General features: G+C 62.2%; 15 protein-coding genes. 5 read left to right on the forward strand and 10 right to left on the reverse strand.

What is annotated here, in order from left to right:
* Positions 1–14 precede the first annotated feature (14 nt).
* Together CSZ94_RS17565 and cls are read left to right on the forward strand one after the other, a co-directional pair.
* Entirely contained in the window at positions 15–2,126 is a 2,112-nt protein-coding gene (locus tag CSZ94_RS17565; RefSeq protein ID WP_102122718.1) for a site-specific recombinase, read from the forward strand.
* An 11-nt stretch (positions 2,127–2,137) separates the two neighbouring features.
* On the forward strand, positions 2,138–3,514 hold the full coding sequence (gene cls / locus CSZ94_RS17570; RefSeq protein WP_374703590.1) for a cardiolipin synthase: 1,377 nt from the start codon (positions 2,138–2,140) through the stop codon (positions 3,512–3,514).
* A gap of 103 nt (positions 3,515–3,617) precedes the next feature.
* Here cls and CSZ94_RS17575 read toward each other — a convergent pair whose 3' ends face one another.
* Genes CSZ94_RS17575 through CSZ94_RS17585 form a run of 3 tightly spaced genes read right to left on the reverse strand, consistent with a single transcriptional unit; the run spans position 3,618 to position 6,089 of the window.
* Positions 3,618–4,436: a metallophosphoesterase family protein gene (locus CSZ94_RS17575; RefSeq protein ID WP_102122690.1), complete on the reverse strand. Its 819-nt coding sequence runs from the start codon at positions 4,434–4,436 to the stop codon at positions 3,618–3,620.
* 4 nt (positions 4,437–4,440) lie between these two features.
* Positions 4,441–5,355: a diacylglycerol/lipid kinase family protein gene (locus CSZ94_RS17580; RefSeq protein WP_102122691.1), complete on the reverse strand. Its 915-nt coding sequence runs from the start codon at positions 5,353–5,355 to the stop codon at positions 4,441–4,443.
* A gap of 5 nt (positions 5,356–5,360) precedes the next feature.
* Positions 5,361–6,089, reverse strand: coding sequence for a phosphatase PAP2 family protein (locus CSZ94_RS17585; protein ID WP_308410573.1), 729 nt, complete (start codon positions 6,087–6,089; stop codon positions 5,361–5,363).
* Positions 6,090–6,260: 171 nt separating this feature from the next.
* On the opposite strand from CSZ94_RS17585, the gene CSZ94_RS17590 reads away from it, so the two are divergent.
* A complete protein-coding gene (locus tag CSZ94_RS17590) occupies positions 6,261–6,485 on the forward strand; it encodes a hypothetical protein (protein WP_010396348.1) in 225 nt (74 codons plus the stop codon).
* Positions 6,486–6,699: 214 nt separating this feature from the next.
* Here CSZ94_RS17590 and CSZ94_RS17595 read toward each other — a convergent pair whose 3' ends face one another.
* From CSZ94_RS17595 to CSZ94_RS17610, 4 genes are all read right to left on the reverse strand, one after another.
* On the reverse strand, positions 6,700–7,800 hold the full coding sequence (locus CSZ94_RS17595) for an AI-2E family transporter (RefSeq protein ID WP_102122692.1): 1,101 nt from the start codon (positions 7,798–7,800) through the stop codon (positions 6,700–6,702).
* A gap of 92 nt (positions 7,801–7,892) precedes the next feature.
* Complete coding sequence (locus tag CSZ94_RS17600; RefSeq protein WP_102122693.1) at positions 7,893–9,077, reverse strand: DUF1501 domain-containing protein; 1,185 nt, start codon at positions 9,075–9,077, stop codon at positions 7,893–7,895.
* Between the two features lie 10 nt (positions 9,078–9,087).
* Positions 9,088–10,635 (reverse strand): DUF1800 domain-containing protein, encoded by a 1,548-nt coding sequence (locus tag CSZ94_RS17605; protein WP_102122694.1) that lies wholly within the window; start codon positions 10,633–10,635, stop codon positions 9,088–9,090.
* 99 nt (positions 10,636–10,734) lie between these two features.
* Entirely contained in the window at positions 10,735–11,637 is a 903-nt protein-coding gene (locus CSZ94_RS17610; RefSeq protein ID WP_102122695.1) for a LysR family transcriptional regulator, read from the reverse strand.
* A gap of 95 nt (positions 11,638–11,732) precedes the next feature.
* Between CSZ94_RS17610 and CSZ94_RS17615 the strand changes: the two genes are divergently transcribed.
* Positions 11,733–12,746 (forward strand): zinc-binding alcohol dehydrogenase family protein, encoded by a 1,014-nt coding sequence (locus tag CSZ94_RS17615; RefSeq protein ID WP_102122696.1) that lies wholly within the window; start codon positions 11,733–11,735, stop codon positions 12,744–12,746.
* A gap of 2 nt (positions 12,747–12,748) precedes the next feature.
* On the opposite strand, the gene CSZ94_RS17620 is transcribed toward CSZ94_RS17615, so the two are convergent.
* Positions 12,749–14,017, reverse strand: coding sequence for a glycerate kinase type-2 family protein (locus CSZ94_RS17620; RefSeq protein WP_102122697.1), 1,269 nt, complete (start codon positions 14,015–14,017; stop codon positions 12,749–12,751).
* Positions 14,018–14,105: 88 nt separating this feature from the next.
* On the opposite strand from CSZ94_RS17620, the gene CSZ94_RS17625 reads away from it, so the two are divergent.
* The gene (locus CSZ94_RS17625; protein WP_102122698.1) at positions 14,106–14,459 is read left to right on the forward strand and encodes a YnfA family protein; all 354 of its coding nucleotides are present in this window, start codon (positions 14,106–14,108) and stop codon (positions 14,457–14,459) included.
* 6 nt (positions 14,460–14,465) lie between these two features.
* Here the strand turns inward: CSZ94_RS17625 and CSZ94_RS17630 are convergent, their stop codons facing one another.
* On the reverse strand, positions 14,466–14,867 hold the full coding sequence (locus CSZ94_RS17630; protein WP_258001055.1) for a TerB family tellurite resistance protein: 402 nt from the start codon (positions 14,865–14,867) through the stop codon (positions 14,466–14,468).
* A 92-nt stretch (positions 14,868–14,959) separates the two neighbouring features.
* The gene (locus tag CSZ94_RS17635) at positions 14,960–15,922 is read right to left on the reverse strand and encodes a TerC family protein (RefSeq protein ID WP_102122700.1); all 963 of its coding nucleotides are present in this window, start codon (positions 15,920–15,922) and stop codon (positions 14,960–14,962) included.
* Between the last annotated feature and the right edge of the window lie 137 nt (positions 15,923–16,059).

Consider the following 16,059-nt stretch of genomic DNA (forward strand, 5'->3'; position numbering starts at 1 on the left):
CCCGTTTTTTTTGCATGCTAGCTATCCTCGAACGCATTGACCCCAACTCCAGCAATATCGACTTGCTGGTGGAATTATTCAACTCACTGCGTCCCAAGCATCCCCACGATAGCGCTACCGCGATCGCCAACGTGCGCACCCTGCGCCAACTACTCAAAGGTAACCCCGCGCAAGCGCGCGCCCTGCACGAATACGTGTTACGCGTGCTGGCCGCGCGCCGCCACGCCAGCCTGTACACGGACATCGGCGTGCTGTCGAACAACGGCTTTTTCACCGAATTGAAACGCCGCATCGCCTACCGCATGCTGCCACCCGCCCTGGGCGACGAGTACCTGAACGACGCACTCGATCAGGTGCTGTACCTGAAGACCGATTATTTGTGGATCAGCAACGTGCCTGCCACGGACTGGCTGGAACTGTTCGACGTGCTCACCAGCGACGATATCGAACTGGCCATCGGCGATGGCAATATCATGCTGCCGGGCATGCTCGACGCCATCCGCACCCTGTCCTACCGCGTCTGCGCCATGGGACTGGAACCGGAACTGACGCGTTTCCATAACGAAATTGAAGTGTTCCAGTCGCCGTTCATGGTGCAGAACACGGAAGTGAACGCCTACCTGGACGCCTACACGAATCTGCTGCACGGCAATATCGAGCACATCGAGGACGCCCGCCATTTGCTGGTAATGCTGGACCAGTGCGATGCCGTCATCGCCAAGATCCGCAAGAAAGCGCTGTACCAGGGCACCAGCATTCCCCTCACGTATTTATTGGTGGCGCTGGCGCAAAGCATCGACCGCCTGCGCAAGCTGCTGTTTCTGGTCGACACGAGCGGCGAGCTGCCCAGCTCCGCCAACGTGGATATCGCCGCCATCACGGTGGACGCCACGCAAGACTTGCTGCACCCGCAGCCTGTCAGCCGCCGCCGCGCAGGCGCCGTTGGGCTGGCGCTGGAACTGATACGCGCGCATAACCACAAGTACAAGGTCAGCGACCTGTTTTCCGACAATATCAACTTGCTGGCGCGCAATGTGACGGAAAACGCCAGCCGCACGGGCGAACACTACATCGCGGAAAGCCGGCGCGAGATGGGCGCCATGTTCCTGTCATCGGCGGGCGCAGGCATCATCATCGGCTTCATGGCCCTGTTCAAGATCCTGATGTCGTATTTGCGCTCGGCGCCGCTGGTCGAAGCGTTCATGTTCAGCATGAATTACTCGATCGGCTTCATGTTCATCCACTTGCTGCACTTCACGGTAGCCACCAAGCAGCCGGCCATGACGGCCTCGCGCATCGCCGCCGGCCTGCACAGCAAGGATGGCAGGAATATCGACCTCGACAGTATGGCGGAACTGATCAGCAAGGTCTTCCGCACGCAAAACATGGCCGTGCTGGGCAACCTGGCCACGGCCATTCCCACGGCCTGGCTGATCGCACTGGGCTACAAGGCGATCACGGGCCACCACCTGGTGTCGCCGGAAAAAGCCATGCATCTGTTGCACGATATCGACCCCATCGGCAGCCCCGCCATCTTCTACGCCATGATTGCCGGCGTGTGCCTGTTCGTGGCCGGCCTGATTTCGGGCTACTATGACAACCAAGCGCTGTACACGCGCTGGGCGCAGCGCATCGCGCAATTGCGCGGCCTGGGCCGTGTGATCGGCCAGGAGCGTTTGCAACGGCTGGGCCTGTACCTGGAAAACAACTTGGGCGGGCTGATGGGGAATTTCTATTTCGGTATCCTGCTGGGCTCCATTGGCACCCTGGGCTTTTTGATCGGCTTGCCGATCGATATACGCCACATCACCTTCTCGGCCGCCAACTTTGCCACGGCGCTGGTGGGACTGGACCACAACATGAGCTGGCAACTGGCCGTCAAGTCGCTGTCGGGCATCTTCGCCATCGGCACGGCCAACCTGCTGGTCAGCTTCGGTTTGGCCCTGTGGGTGGCCCTGCGTTCGCGCCAGGTGCGCTTCAAGCACGGCATGCAATTGTTGAAGATTCTGGGCAAGCGCTTCCTGCGCTCGCCCATCGTCTTCTTCTTCGGCTCGAAAAACCCGCCACCTCTGGCATTGGCCGATGACTCGGCAAACCTGTCCCCCACCATCAAGGCTCAAAAATGACCGCTTGTCGCATGCAACCCTGCCTCACCGCCCTACTGCTGTGCTGGACCCTGGCTGCATGCGCCTCGCTGCCCGATGTCAAGAACCTCAACACCACGTTGGCCCCCGTGGACAGGCCCAATGTGATCACGGGCAAGGGCGCCATGCTGAACGTCAACAGCCGCGCCGCCCTGCTCAACAAGCGCTGGGCCAAGTCCGGCATGGACTTGAAGACCCAGGCCGCGCTGGAAGAGGCGGCCACGGGCGTGCCTTTGATCAAGGGCAACAAGGTGACCCTGCTGTTTGACGGCCCGCAAACCATGGCCGCCATGTTCCAGGCCATCAGCGAAGCGAAGAACAGCATCAACCTGGAAACGTATATTTTCGACCAGGATCCGCTGGGTCTGAAATTTGCCGACATGCTGATCGAAAAGCAGCAATCGGGCGTGACGGTCAACGTCATTTACGACAGCGTGGGCACCCTGGGCGTGCCGCAGGCCTTCTTTGAGCGCATGCGCGCCGCCGGCGTGCACCTGGTGGCCTTCAACCCCGTCAATCCGGCCAAGCTGAAGGGCGACGACTGGAAGATCAACAACCGCGACCACCGCAAGGTGCTGATCGTCGACGGCAAGATGGCATTTACGGGCGGCATCAATATCAGCGATACCTATGCGAAAAGCTCGCTGTTCCGCTCGAAATCGAAACCCACCGACAAGAAGGACGTGGGCTGGCGCGATACGCACGTGAAAGTGGAAGGCCCGGCCGTGGCCGCCTTCCAGTGGCTATTCATCCGCACCTGGGCCCAGCAAGACCAGGCCGATTTGCCGGACGCCAATTATTTCCCCGTGTTGTCCGAAGTGGGCGACAAGCTGGTGCGCGTGGTGGCCAGCGAGCCGGACGGCGGCTTTGAAATCTACAAGGCATATATTTTAGCCATCCAGGAAGCGAAAAAATCCATCCACATCACGTCCGCCTATTTCGTGCCCGACCAGCAGACAGTCGACGCGCTGGTCGCAGCCGCCAAGCGGGGCGTGGATGTCACCGTGGTGCTGCCCGGCGTATCCGACAGCGGCCTGGTGTTCCATGCAGGACACGCGCTGTACAAGCAGCTGCTGGCCGGCGGCATCCGCATCTTCCACTTGAAACTGGCCGTGCTGCACGCCAAGACGGCCGTCATCGACGGCGCCTGGTCAACGGTAGGTTCGACCAACATCGACATGCGCAGCTTCCTGCATAACAGCGAACTGAACGTGATCGTGCTGGGCGACAGCTTCGGCCGCGAAATGGAAAACGCCTTCCAAGAAGACTTGCGCGACTCGGAAGAAATTACCAAAGCGAAATGGGAAATGCGGCCTTTGAGCGACCGCATGAAGGAGTGGGCGGCACGTTTCATGAATTACTGGCTGTAAGGGAGTTGCCGTCAAACAGTCCAGGGCGTTGTTGCATTGCCTCGCCCTGGTCAGTTTGCCTGCCACTCCTGGTGCCGGTTGACGTCTACCCCCATCATCCAAGCTACAAGGGCCGCAAACTGGCCCACGCGCCGCCCTGGCGCTCGAACGCTTCCGTGCTGACTTTTTCAAAGTCGGCGCTGTCTTCATTCCAGCTGTAGCGCTCGACTCTGATGCAGCTGTCTTCGATGCGGATGACATTGAAGGAGTTCGACTCGCCCCTGCCCCGCGTTGATGTGGCCGTGCCCGCCTGCACCATCAGGGCAGCGTAGCCGTCGATCTTGTAGCGCACCGAGGTGTCACCCGCATGGCTGGCGTGCAAATGGCCGGCCAGTAACAGGTCCACGCCAGATTCGGAAAACATTTGCAGCGCCAGCGGCGCGCGTTCGACCAAGTCATCGTTGTCGAAATGCTCGGGCAAGTCAAATGGATGGTGCGTGACGATGATGCGCGTCAAACCGGGCGACAAACGGTCCAGGCGTTCGCGCAGGAAATCAATCTGCTCGTGGCTGATGCGGCCATCCTTGAACGTCAGGGAGCGGGCCGTATTGACGCCCAGCACGGCGATTTCCTCGTCCACATATTCGGGCGACAAATCGTCCGTGACATGGCGTCGGTATTTCAGCAACGGCGTCAAAAAGCGGGAAAAGACGTTATACAGGGGCACGTCATGATTGCCCGGCACCACGATCTGCGGCCCCGGCAAGCTGTCGAGAAAGGCTCGCGCCTGCTGGAATTCGGCGCTGCGCGCGCGCTGGGTCAGGTCGCCCGAGACCACCACCACGTCCGGTTCCAGGCGCTCGACCAGCGCGCGCAAGGGCGGCAGCAGGGCCGCATCGACCCTGCCAAAATGCAAATCAGATAAATGCACGAGGGTACGCATGGCCTTACTCCGACGCTGGAGGCGGGGCCGGCACCAGCACCGCCAGCGCGGCCGGGCGGATGCGGTATTGCAGCGGCGTATTCATGATGCTCACTTCGCCATCGGTGGCCACGCGCAGGCGGCGATGTTGCGTGGCAATTTCCAGCTCATTGGCCGTCAGCATATCGAAATCCTTGGCTTGCGACAACTTGCCGAACAGCGCGTGCAAGGCCAGTTTCAGCAAGCCCAGGCGGCCCGGACGCTGCGCCACGTACAGGCTCAGCTGGCCGCCATCGAGCCGCTCGCGCTCGCCGATATTCAAGCCTTCCATCAGGTATTCATTATTGCCGATGAAGACAAACGGCGTGCGGCGCGCATGCACGGCGTCCTTGAGTTTCAATTGCACGCTGAGAAATGGATAGCGGCGCAAGGCAGCCACCAGGGCCCAGCTGAAGGCCAGCCACTTGCCCCGCCCCAGCCGGCGCTGCTGCTTTTCGCGGTCGCGCACGATATCGGGATACAGGCCCAGGCTGGAATTATTCAGGAAGATACGGCCATTCACTTCGCCCACGTCGACCTGGTGCAGCACGCCCTGCGCCACATTGGCGATGGCCGCATCGAGCGCCAAGGGAATATTCAAATCCTTGGCGAAATGGTTCAAGGTACCCAGCGGCAAGACACCAAACGGCGTGCCGCTGCCCATGACGACAGAGGCGACGGCATTGATGGTGCCGTCGCCGCCACCGGCCACGACGATAGGCGCGCCATCGCGCAAGGCTTGCTCGGCCGTGGCGATCATCTCGGCCCCGCTTTGCGCCAGGGTGATGGCGGCGTCGAGCCCCACGGCCAGGAACTGTGCTTCGAGCTGCTGCGCCCAGTCGGGCGCATAGCCGCAGCCGGCGCCCCCGTTGATGATGACTGCAATTTTGCTCAGGATCATTCCCCTTATGTGGTTTGTCGGATATGCCGGCGGCGGCGCAGGGTCGACACGCCGGCGATGCAGATGGCCAGCCAGCCATAGCTTTCCGCCATGGCCGCCAGCACATCGCTCAGATAATGTGCGCCCAGGTAGATGCGGCTGAAACCCACGAGTGAGGCCATCAGGAAGGCACCCAGCGCGATGGCGATGCGCTTGCCCCAGGCGCCCGGTGCCGTCTGGCAAATCAGGTAGGCGGCCAGCAAACCGTACAGGGCCGTCGAAGTGGCCGTATGGCCACTGGGAAAGCTGTAGGTGCTGAGGGCCGTCTGCAAGATGGGCTCGTCAAAACTGGGCCGCGCACGGATAAAAATGTACTTTAGCAGCAGGTTCAAAAACATGACGCCCGGCATGGTGATGAGCAGGGTAAACAGCCAATAGGTGGCGCCCTTGCGGTGCAGATACCCGCCCAGCAAGGTCGCCAGGGTGATGGCGCCGATCACGCCGTGCATATGCGTGACGATCAGCAGGCAACGGGTAATCCATGGCACGGCATGCTGGTTGAACCACTGCGCCACCTGCAAGTCGATCACGGTGATCCGGGCCATGCCCATCACGGCTTCGGCGATCTCGTGGAACACCACGATGGCCACCAGCATCAGCGCCACGCCGACAGTCATATGCAGACCCAGTTCGCCCTCGGGCGACAGGCGCGCCTCGACGAAGCGGCGCAGTTTCGTGGTCCAACCCGTCGTCATGCCCATGTCATTCTTCTCTTGCAAACTGCGCTCACTTTCCTGTTCGTGGTGCTGATCAAAAAAACCACACCCGTAAAAAAATACTGTTTATTCATACAGTAGCTGTGTTTTCATACAGTAGTTATGCTATTCTGGTGACTCGTTCAACACATCTCCCTCAAAGGAATTGTCATGGCAACATTGAATAGCGGTTTTGGCTCACGCTTCGGCCTGGAATACGCCCCAAGCTCTTTCCTCGTCCGCATGGGCAAGCGCGAAATCCTCGTCTGCCGCGACTTCCGCAAGCGCTACTACACCGTCAATCCCCTGATCGAGTGCGGTACGGGCATCGAGCCGGGCTATGTTGAAGTGCTGCTGATGCGCCGTTGGTTGCTTATCTTATCCAAGGCGCATTAAATACGCCGTAAAAATCTACTACGCGGCGCGATTTGCGGCCTGCGATGCTCGCTGTACTAAAGTACAGCTGCGCTTCTTAGCCACAACTCGTTGCCGCTCGCTACGATTTTTCTCGGCGTATTCCGGGGTTTTCGGTAATCTTACTTGAAAGCCTCGCCCGGCCACGCCGGGAGCGCGCCAGTACCGGCCAGCGGCAACGCTGACCGACCCCTCATTACTGTGTGCGTTCCGATGTGGCCGGGCTGGCAGGTGTTTTCACTGGAGGCACCTTGTCATACACATTCGCTTCGTACCACAAGGTCACGAACAGCACCATCACGACAGGGCCGATGAACAGCCCCACGAGACCCAGGGTTTCCACGCCGCCCAGAATGCCGAACAGCACGGCCAGGAAGGGCAAGCGGGTGGCGTTGCCGATCATGCCGGGGCGCACGAAGTGGTCGGCCACGAATAGCACCACGGTACCCCACGCGGCCACGCCGATGGCGGCGCCCACATTGCCCTGGAAGACCAGCAAGGCAGCGGCGCACAGGTAAGCCAAGGGCGCGCCGAACGGGATGATGGCCAGGATGCCCGTGGCAAACGCCCACAGGGCCGGCGACGGCAAGCCGGCGATGGCGTAGGCGATACCGATCAGCACGCCTTCGGCCAGGCCCACCAGCACCAGGCCATTCACGGTGGCGCGGATGGCCGTGGGAATTTTTTGCGCATAGCGGCCCCAGCGTTCAGGACGCAGGAAATGGCTGCCGACGGCCGTGATCTGACGCGTCAGCGCTTCGCCATCCTTGTAAAAGAAAAACAGGCACAAGAAGGCCAGGCCAAAGTCGACCAGGCGGTGGAACACGTCTGCGCCGAGGATTTTCAGCATGTCGCGCGCGGAATGAAAGCCGCCCACGGCGCTGCCCGCAAAGAAGTGGCCGAGGCCATGAGGCTGGCTCAGGGTGGCTAGCCACCAGTCGCCGATGGCGCTGCCCGCCAGGGGAATGTGCGCAACCCAGTCCGGCACGGGCAAGCCCTCGGTATTCGCATGGACGATGAAATTGGCCAGCACGGGCACTTCGCGCGCCGCCTGCGCCACGCCGAACAGCACGGGTATGATGAAGATGCAGGCAAACGCCAGGGTCAGCACGGCCGCCGCGATGATGGTGCGCTGGCCCAGCGCCGCACGCACGCGCAGGTACAGGGGCCAGGTGGCCACGCACAGGATGCCGGCCCACACGAGCGGCAAAAAGAAACGCTGCATGACGAAGGCCGTCACGGCAATCAGGGCCAGGGAAAAGCCTGCGCTGACGATGTCGCGCTGGGTATCGCTCATACCACTCCATTCGTGCCCCGCACCGGGGACAGGGACGGGGCTTAGTTACGCGCCAGTTGCGCAGGCGTAGCGTAACACGGAGGTTCGCTGATTTACACGAGTCCCAGCTCCACCGGTTTGACGCCGGCAAACACATGATCGAGTTGCGCCGGCGTCAAGCCGAACGTGCGGCGCAGCAAGCCGCCCAGCACGGCGCGGTATTCATTGAGCACGGGCATGTCGCGGTTCTGGAACAACGTCGCCTGCGACATCGCCACCTGCTCGCCCGCCACCTGCTTGCCCTTGATCCCGCCGCCCAGCACCCAGAACACGCTGCCGTGGCCGTGATCCGTGCCGCGGTTGCCGTTTTCGCGGAAGGTGCGGCCAAATTCGCTGACCACCACCACCACGGTATCGCGCCATGCGCTGCCCATTTCCTGCGAAAACGCGGCCAGGCCTCGCCCCAACTCGTCAAAACGCCCCGCCAGGTAGCCGTTGGCGCCGCCCTGCCCCACATGCGTATCCCAGCCGCCCACATCGACAAAGCCGAGCTTGTATTTGTCCTTCATCAAGCGGGCGATGCGCTGCGCTTCCAGTTCAAAACCCTTGGTACTGATGGCGTTGCGGTTGGCCGCCTGCATTTCTCCCGTCAATTCCTTCGTCACATCGTCGCGCACGGCAAAGCCGGCGCTGACCGGTTGCTGCAGGGGCGTGCCCTTGTACATGGCGGCGATAAGCTGGCTTTGACGCGCATCAATGCCCGACTTGCCCACCGAGCGCAGCCCCATGTTCGGCACTTGCACGCCGCCCTGGAAGATCAGGGGCAACTGGTCGGTGAAGGAAATGGCGTGATTACTGCTATTCAAGCTTTGCGCCAGCCGGTTCAGAAAGCCCGAGCGAAAATCGCGGCGCCCGCCGATGTCCTGTCCCAGTTCGATGCTGTCCTGCGTCTCGAAATGGCTGCGCGTCAAATCCGTCGTGCCCGCAAATGGAATGAAGGCCGCCTCGCCACCATTGAACATGGGGTAAATGGTCTCGCGCAAGGCGGGATGCAGGGCCCAGTCGGCGGTCAAGGCCAGCGCGCCATTGTCCGCACCCGGTTTCGCAATGGCAATATTCGGCCGCGATGCATAGTAAAAATCGCTGCCGACAGGCACCAGCAAGTTGTTCGCATCATAGCCGCCGCGCAAAAAGACGAACAGCAGCCGGGCATTCGTGGCAGGTGCGGCCAGCAAGCTGCCCGCGTGCGACAGCAAGGGCGCGGCGGCCAGGGCTTTCAACAGGTCACGGCGGTGCATGGTAATCCTTTCAACGATGCATCATTTCTGGCGAAGACAGCAAAAACGTGTTCCACTCCTGCGGCGAAGCGGCCTGCTCCAGGGCCTGGCGCGTGGCGGGGCTCAAGCCTGGCTGCAGCGACTGGTAATACAAGGCGCTGGCCAGCTGGGGAAACGCGACCTTTTCCTGCGGCTGCGGGCCATCCGTCTTGAACAGGCCGGCGCTGCCCGAGCCGATGGTGCGGGCGATATCGAAGCGCGTCGTCATCTGCCCGGGACTGTCCCAGGAGGCTTCAGCCAGCGGATAGCCATCGGGCGTCTGGCGCCCGTACAGGGGCTGACCCATGCGCGAGAGCCAGTTCAGCATGGGACCCGCGTTCAGGATGGGCTTGTCGTCATAGCTGAGGCGCACGGCCGACACCACATAATGCATGGGGTCCTTGAATTTCTTGCCCAGCGATTGCCTGAACTCCGGGCTGCTGAACATGGTCTGCAGCACGTCGGCGATCATGCCGTCGCTGTGCTGGAAGGTGGCCGCCATGCGCGCCACCAGCGGCGCGGGTGGATTGTCGCCGACGAAATACTGGGCCAGCTTGCCGCTGATGAAATGCGCGGTGGCGGGACTGCGGCTGAGGCGGTCCAGCGCTTCATCGAGTTCGGCCAGCCCCCGGCCCTTCACCGTTTGCCCGAGGAATTGCTTGTCGCCGTAATCGTGGCGGTTCGGGTTGAACTCGAACAAGCCCCGGCGCACGTATTGCGATTGCAGCGCCGGTTTGACTTTCGGCGTGTCCGTGCCCAGGTTGACGCCCACGCCCGTCAGGATGCGCGCCAGTTCCTGCACGTCAGCCTGGCTGTAGCCGCCGTTCACGCCCAGGGTATGCAGCTCCATCAGCTCGCGCGCATAGTTTTCATTGATGCGCTTGACGGCATTGGCTTCATTGTCCAAATAGCGCAGCATGGCCGGATGGTGGACGGTCGCGCCCAGCAAATCGCGAAATTTCCCCAAGGCATGCGGCGCGATGGCGTTCGCCTCGTAATCGCCCACCATGGCGCGCAAGTTGTGCTTGCCCTGATGCACGCTGAAATGGTTGAGCCAGAACCAGCTCAGTTGCTGCTGCAACTGGTTTGGTGAATACACATCGAGCAACAGCGAGCGCGTGGCCGCTTCGCGCGCCAGGCGATTGAGTTCCTGCTGGTAATCCTTTTGCGCCTGCCGCTTCGCCATGTCGTCCATCACGCCAGCAGCATCCTTGCGCTTTTGCTCCATAGAAAGCACCAATTGATCCAGCGGCATCTGGCTGATGGTCATGGCGTCGATCTGCGCCTGGACGGCAGGCGGCAAGGTCGTTCTTCCTGGGTGCAACTGCGCCTGCAGATAAGCGCTCCAGCCTTGCGATTGCAACTGGCGCACGCTGCCCCCGTTCACGCCCCAGCTGACGCGCTCGAGCATGCCGATGCCTTGCGCGGCATTGTCGGGCGCGGCGACGGCATGCTGCGCGGCCGGCGGCGCCGTCGCGGCGCAGCCGGCCAGCAACAGCAGGGACATCAAGGTCGTCGGCAACAGTCGTTTCGGAGTCATGGCTATCCTTCAAGCGGTTTCATGCACAATGCCTGAGAGTACGCCCAGCTTGACCGGCGCATGATTGCCATTTGCAACGAGTTGTAATCAATAGTGCCGTTATGCCAACTCCGCACACTTCTCGCGCAGGAAATCGCGCAGCTGCAGCACCAACGGCGTCACCTGCGCCCGGTGCGTGCACACCAGGTGCAATGGCGCAGCTTCGCCCGCCACCTCGGGCAACAGCGCTTGCAGGCGGCCCGCAGCCAGGTCGCCGGCAACGTCCAGCCGCGATTTGTAGGCGATGCCCAGGCCCGCCACGGCCCAGCGCCGCACCAGTTCGGCATCGTCGGCGCTGCGGTTGCCGCTCACTGGCACCGTGACTTGCTCGCGCTGCGGCAGGCGGTAAAAAGTCCAGCGGTCGTGCAAGCCGTCTTCCAGCGCGAAGCGCAGGCAATTGCGCTGCGATAAGTCTTCCAGCGCCAGCAGGGGGCCATGCGCGCGCAGGTAGTCGGGCGAGGCCACCAGCACGCGGTCGTTGGCGGGCGCGATCGGCATGGCGATCATGGACGAATCGTCCTGCTGGCCGTAACGCAAGGCAATGTCCACTTGCTGGCGCACCATGTCGGCCACCCGGTCGCTGACGCTGAGCTGGTACTGCAACTTGGGATGGCGCGACTGGAATTCGTCCAGCCAGCCCAGCATCAGATTGCGGCCCAGGTCGGACGGCATGGCAATTTTCAAGGTTCCGCCGAAACTATCCTTGCCGGCCAGCAGCGCGTCGTGGCCTGCGCGCAGCACGCGCAAGGCTTCCCGCGCATGTTCGAGGTATTGCGTGCCCTCCGCCGTCAAGCTCAGCGAACGGGTCGTGCGGGCCAGCAGGCGCAAGCCCAACTCTCCTTCCAGGCGCTTGACGGCGGCGCTGGCCAGCGCGGGCGAGATGCCGATCTCGCGCGCGGCCGCCGACAAACTGCCCCGGTCGGCCGTGCGCACAAATACCTGCAAGTCATCGATTCGCAGCAATTTTCAACATTCCTTTGAAAGTGTTTCGGTACGCGCCCCCTGTTTCCAGGGCGGCATTACCACCATCATACGGTATCGACTCAACGAGGAAGAACATGAAAGCCATCGCGTACCACCACAGCCTGCCCATCACGGATGCCGACGCCCTGCTCGACATCGAGCTGCCCACGCCCGTCGCCACGGGACGCGACCTGCTTGTCGCCGTGAAGGCCATCTCCGTCAACCCCGTCGACGCCAAGGTGCGCAAGAACCGCGCGCCCAAGGACGGCCAGCCGGAAGTGCTGGGCTGGGATGCGGCCGGCGTCGTCGCCGCCGTCGGCCCCGACGTCACCCTGTTCCAGGTCGGCGATAAAGTCTGGTACGCGGGTGCCATCAACCGCCCCGGCAGCAACAGCGAATTCCAGCTGGTCGACGAGCGCATCGTGGGCCACATGCCCGCCAGCCTGGACTTTGCTCCCGCCGCCGCCCTGCCCTTGACGGCGATTACGGCCTGGGAATTGTTGTTCGAGCGCCTGCAGCTGAGCCGTGACAAGAGCCTTACGGGCAAGTCGCTGCTGGTGATCGGCGCGGCCGGCGGTGTCGGCTCGGTGCTGGTGCAACTGGCGCGGCAATTGACGGGCGTGACCATCATCGGCACGGCGTCACGCACGGAAACGGCCGACTGGGTCAGGCAACTGGGCGCCCACCACGTGATCGACCACAGCTTGCCGCTGGCGGGGGAAATCACGCGCCTGGGCTTGCCGCCCGTCGATTATGTGATCAGCCTGAACCAGACCGACAAGCATTTCGAGCAAATCGTGGAACTGATCGCCCCGCAAGGCAAGTTCGCCCTGATCGACGACCCCGAGCACATCGACGTGCGCAAGCTCAAGGGCAAAAGCGTGTCCCTGCACTGGGAACTGATGTTTACCCGTTCACTGTTCCAGACGGAAGATATGGTGCAGCAACATGTCTTGCTGGAGGAACTGGCGCAACTGGTGGACGCGGGCATCATCAAGACCACCCTGGCCGAGCGCTTCGGCACGATCAACGCAGCAAATTTGAAACGCGCGCATACCCTGCTGGAGAGCAATACTGCCAAGGGCAAGATCGTGCTGGAAGGCTTTTAAAATCAGCTAATCAAAATGGCCCGGAAATCGTTGACGTTCGTCAAGGTCGGGCCCGTGATCACACTATCTCCCAGCGCCTGGAAGAAGCCGTGGCCATCGTTGTTGTCCAGGCTGTCGCGGGGACGGATAGCCAGCGTCCAGGCGCGCTGCAGGGTGTCCGGCGCCAGAACCGCGCCAGCGATGTCTTCCTGGCCGTCGACGCCATCCGTGTCGCCGGCCAGCGCATGGATGCCCGCCTGTCCTTCCAGCGCGATGCCCAGCGCCAGCAAGAATTCCACATTACGCCCACCACGGCCATTGCCGCGCACAGTGACCGTCGTTTCGCCGCCCGACAGCAGCACGCACGGGCCGGGGAACGGCTGGCCCCGCACGGCCGTTTGCAGCGCAATGCCGGCCATCACCTTGCCCACGTCGCGCGCCTCGCCTTCCAGGCTGTCGCCTAATATATACGGCGTGAAGCCGGCCGCGCGCGCCACGGCCGCCGCCGCTTCGAGCGCCATCTGCGGCGTGGCGATCAGGGTCGTGCGCGTGCGCACCAGGCGCGGGTCATCGGGTTTCACGGATTCGCCGCGCCCGCTTTCCAGCACGGCGCGTACGCTGTCCGGCAAGTCCAGTCCATAGCGGCGCACGATGGCCAGCGCGTCCTCGCAGGTGGTGGCGTCGCCCACCGTGGGGCCGGATCCGATATCGCCCAGCTTGTCGCCGGGCACGTCGGAAATCGCCAAAGTCAGCACTTGCGCCGGATGGCAGGCGGCCGCCAGACGCCCTCCCTTGATGGCGGACAAATGCCGGCGCACGCAATTCATTTCGCCGATACTGGCGCCCGACGCCAGCAGTGCGCGGTTCAAGTCTTGCTTGTCTTCCAGGCTGATGCCATCCAGCGGCAAGGCCAGCAGCGACGAGCCGCCGCCCGAAATCAGACACAGCACGGTATCGTCGGCCTGCAAGTTGCGCACCAGATCGAGCATGCGCTGCGCGGCCTGCATGCCGGCAGCGTCGGGCACGGGATGCGCGGCTTCCACGATCTCGATGCGCTGGCATGGCACGGCGTAACCGTAGCGCGTCACCACCAGCCCCGAGAGCGGTCCAGGCCAATGCTGTTCCACGGCTTGCGCCATGGCGGCCGACGCCTTGCCGGCGCCGATGACGATCAAACGCCCTTTGGGGACGGGAGGCAGATGGGGCGGCACGCAGTGCGACGCTTGCGCCGCAGCGATGGCAGCGTGGAACATGGCTTGCAACAAGGCGCGCGGCGCTGGGGTGGTCGTCATTTTGTTTCCTCCGGTATCCGTTCCCGATCATAGCAGTGCCGGCAGCCTGGCAGTTAGAATAGCGTCTTGAGCACATCACAGGAACACCATGAACGACGCCATCGAATGGACCAGTCTTGCCCGCACTTTCGGGCTGTTTACCGTCACGGCCGTGGCCGAATTGCTGGGCTGCTACCTGCCCATGCTGTGGTTGAGCAACAAGGGCAGCGCCTGGCTACTGTTGCCGGCCGCCATCAGCTTGCTCATCTTCGTGTGGCTGCTGACCTTGCATCCAGCCGCCAGCGGCAGGGTGTATGCCACGTATGGCGCCATCTATATCGCCACGGCGCTGGGATGGCTGTGGCTGGTGGATGGCATCACGCCCGCCTGGACGGATGTGACGGGCGTGGGCCTGGCACTGGCCGGCGCCGCCGTCATTGCCATGGGCCACAAGGCGGCTTGATGTACATCAGGCGGCATGCGCGCGGAAGTTCGTTTCCGCCGACCATGCCGCGCTGGCACGGGCCAGCAAGACCGCTTCGCCATCGGCCAGCCAGTCGTCGGCATCGGCGATCTTCCACATGGCTTGCAGCAGCTTGCGGCGCAGGTCAGGGTCATCGATTTCATCGAGCAGGCTGTCGATCACGCCATTGGCCAGTTGCACGGCGCCATGCACGGTCGAGGTCAGCATGTCGTCGCACAAGTCTTGCAGCAGCTGTTGAAAAGCCGCCGGCGCCAGGTCGATATGCTCGAGGATCTTGCTGCGGTGCATGGCTTGCAGCTCGGCGCTGGCCAAATTGCCGTCGACCACCATCATCAGGGCCAGAATACGTCCCGCTGCCTGGGGACTGTTCATTGCATAGGTACGCATGATTTTCTACTTTCTCAGTGAATTAATTATAAAACGTTCAAAAGCGCGCCACCGCCCTGCGGGGCGCGCCGTATCGCCGTTAAATTCGCTGCTTATTTCTTGTCGCCGCGGGTGATGAATACACTGGCCACGCAACTCGCCACGATCAGGACCGCCACCACCAGCAAGGACGCTTCCACCGGCACGTGGTACCACGGCATGATCAGCATCTTGGCGCCGATGAACACCAGCACCATCGCCAGGCCATACTTGAGCATGTGGAAGCGGTCAGCCACGTCCACCAGCAGGAAGTACAGGGCACGCAAGCCCATGATGGCGAACAGGTTCGACGTGAAGACGATGAACGGGTCCGTCGTGATGGCGAAAATCGCCGGGATCGAATCGACCGCGAAGACCAGGTCCGTCACCTCGATCAGGATCAGCACCAGGAACAGCGGCGTGACATAGCGCAAGCCACCCTTGACCACGAAGAAACGCTCGCCGTGATCGCCGTCCGCTACCCGCAGGTGGCGGCGGGCAAAGCGCAGCACGGGGTTGTTCGCCACGTCCGGTTCCGCATCGGCCGCCACCAGCATGCGCATGCCGGTAATCAACAGGAAGGCGCCAAACAGGTACAGCACCCAGCTGAACTCGCTCACCACCCAGGCGCCGGCCAGTATCATCACGGCGCGCATGACGATCGCGCCCAGCACGCCGTAAATCAGGACCCGGCGCTGGTACTGGATCGGCACCTGGAAGGCGCTGAAGATCAGCAGGAAGACGAACACATTATCGACCGACAGCGCTTTCTCGATCAGGTAGCCGGAGAAAAATTCCAGCGCCTTCTGGCTGGCGATCTCGGGACCGGCCGTGCCGTTCAGATACCACCACAGGCCGCCGTTGAACAGCAGAGCCAGGCTGACCCACACGAGCGACCACGTGGCCGCTTCCTTGACACTGACCTTGTGCGCCTTGTTGCCGCCGAAGACAAACAGGTCCAGCGCCAGCATGAACAGGACGAATACGATGAAGCCGGCCCACATGGGTGCCGTAGCAATGCTTTCCAGGCCGTTCATCGGCGGCCTCCGCAACTGTCTGTCTGTATCCTGATGCCCATGACACTCTCCTTGCATGAATTGAGCAGCCATCATAGTCCGAGTATAAACATCGAACAAATCGAATATAATTTATGAATACATCGAAAAATTCGATG

The organism is Janthinobacterium sp. ROICE36, from assembly GCF_002869965.1.
In the GTDB taxonomy this organism is placed as follows: Bacteria; Pseudomonadota; Gammaproteobacteria; order Burkholderiales; family Burkholderiaceae_D; genus Janthinobacterium.

Bases quoted from the DNA above. Each gene is read 5' to 3' on its own strand.
- CSZ94_RS17590 (WP_010396348.1), top strand. From the start codon at position 6,261: ATGGCAACATTGAATAGCGGTTTTGGCTCACGCTTCGGCCTGGAATAC.
- CSZ94_RS17575 (WP_102122690.1), bottom strand. From the start codon at position 4,436: ATGCGTACCCTCGTGCATTTATCTGATTTGCATTTTGGCAGGGTCGAT.
- CSZ94_RS17635 (WP_102122700.1), bottom strand. From the start codon at position 15,922: ATGAACGGCCTGGAAAGCATTGCTACGGCACCCATGTGGGCCGGCTTC.
- CSZ94_RS17565 (WP_102122718.1), top strand. From the start codon at position 15: ATGCTAGCTATCCTCGAACGCATTGACCCCAACTCCAGCAATATCGAC.
- CSZ94_RS17625 (WP_102122698.1), top strand. From the start codon at position 14,106: ATGAACGACGCCATCGAATGGACCAGTCTTGCCCGCACTTTCGGGCTG.
- CSZ94_RS17595 (WP_102122692.1), bottom strand. From the start codon at position 7,800: ATGAGCGATACCCAGCGCGACATCGTCAGCGCAGGCTTTTCCCTGGCC.
- CSZ94_RS17580 (WP_102122691.1), bottom strand. From the start codon at position 5,355: ATGATCCTGAGCAAAATTGCAGTCATCATCAACGGGGGCGCCGGCTGC.
- CSZ94_RS17630 (WP_258001055.1), bottom strand. From the start codon at position 14,867: ATGCGTACCTATGCAATGAACAGTCCCCAGGCAGCGGGACGTATTCTG.
- CSZ94_RS17585 (WP_308410573.1), bottom strand. From the start codon at position 6,089: ATGACGACGGGTTGGACCACGAAACTGCGCCGCTTCGTCGAGGCGCGC.
- cls (WP_374703590.1), top strand. From the start codon at position 2,138: ATGCAACCCTGCCTCACCGCCCTACTGCTGTGCTGGACCCTGGCTGCA.
- CSZ94_RS17605 (WP_102122694.1), bottom strand. From the start codon at position 10,635: ATGACTCCGAAACGACTGTTGCCGACGACCTTGATGTCCCTGCTGTTG.
- CSZ94_RS17620 (WP_102122697.1), bottom strand. From the start codon at position 14,017: ATGACGACCACCCCAGCGCCGCGCGCCTTGTTGCAAGCCATGTTCCAC.
- CSZ94_RS17615 (WP_102122696.1), top strand. From the start codon at position 11,733: ATGAAAGCCATCGCGTACCACCACAGCCTGCCCATCACGGATGCCGAC.
- CSZ94_RS17600 (WP_102122693.1), bottom strand. From the start codon at position 9,077: ATGCACCGCCGTGACCTGTTGAAAGCCCTGGCCGCCGCGCCCTTGCTG.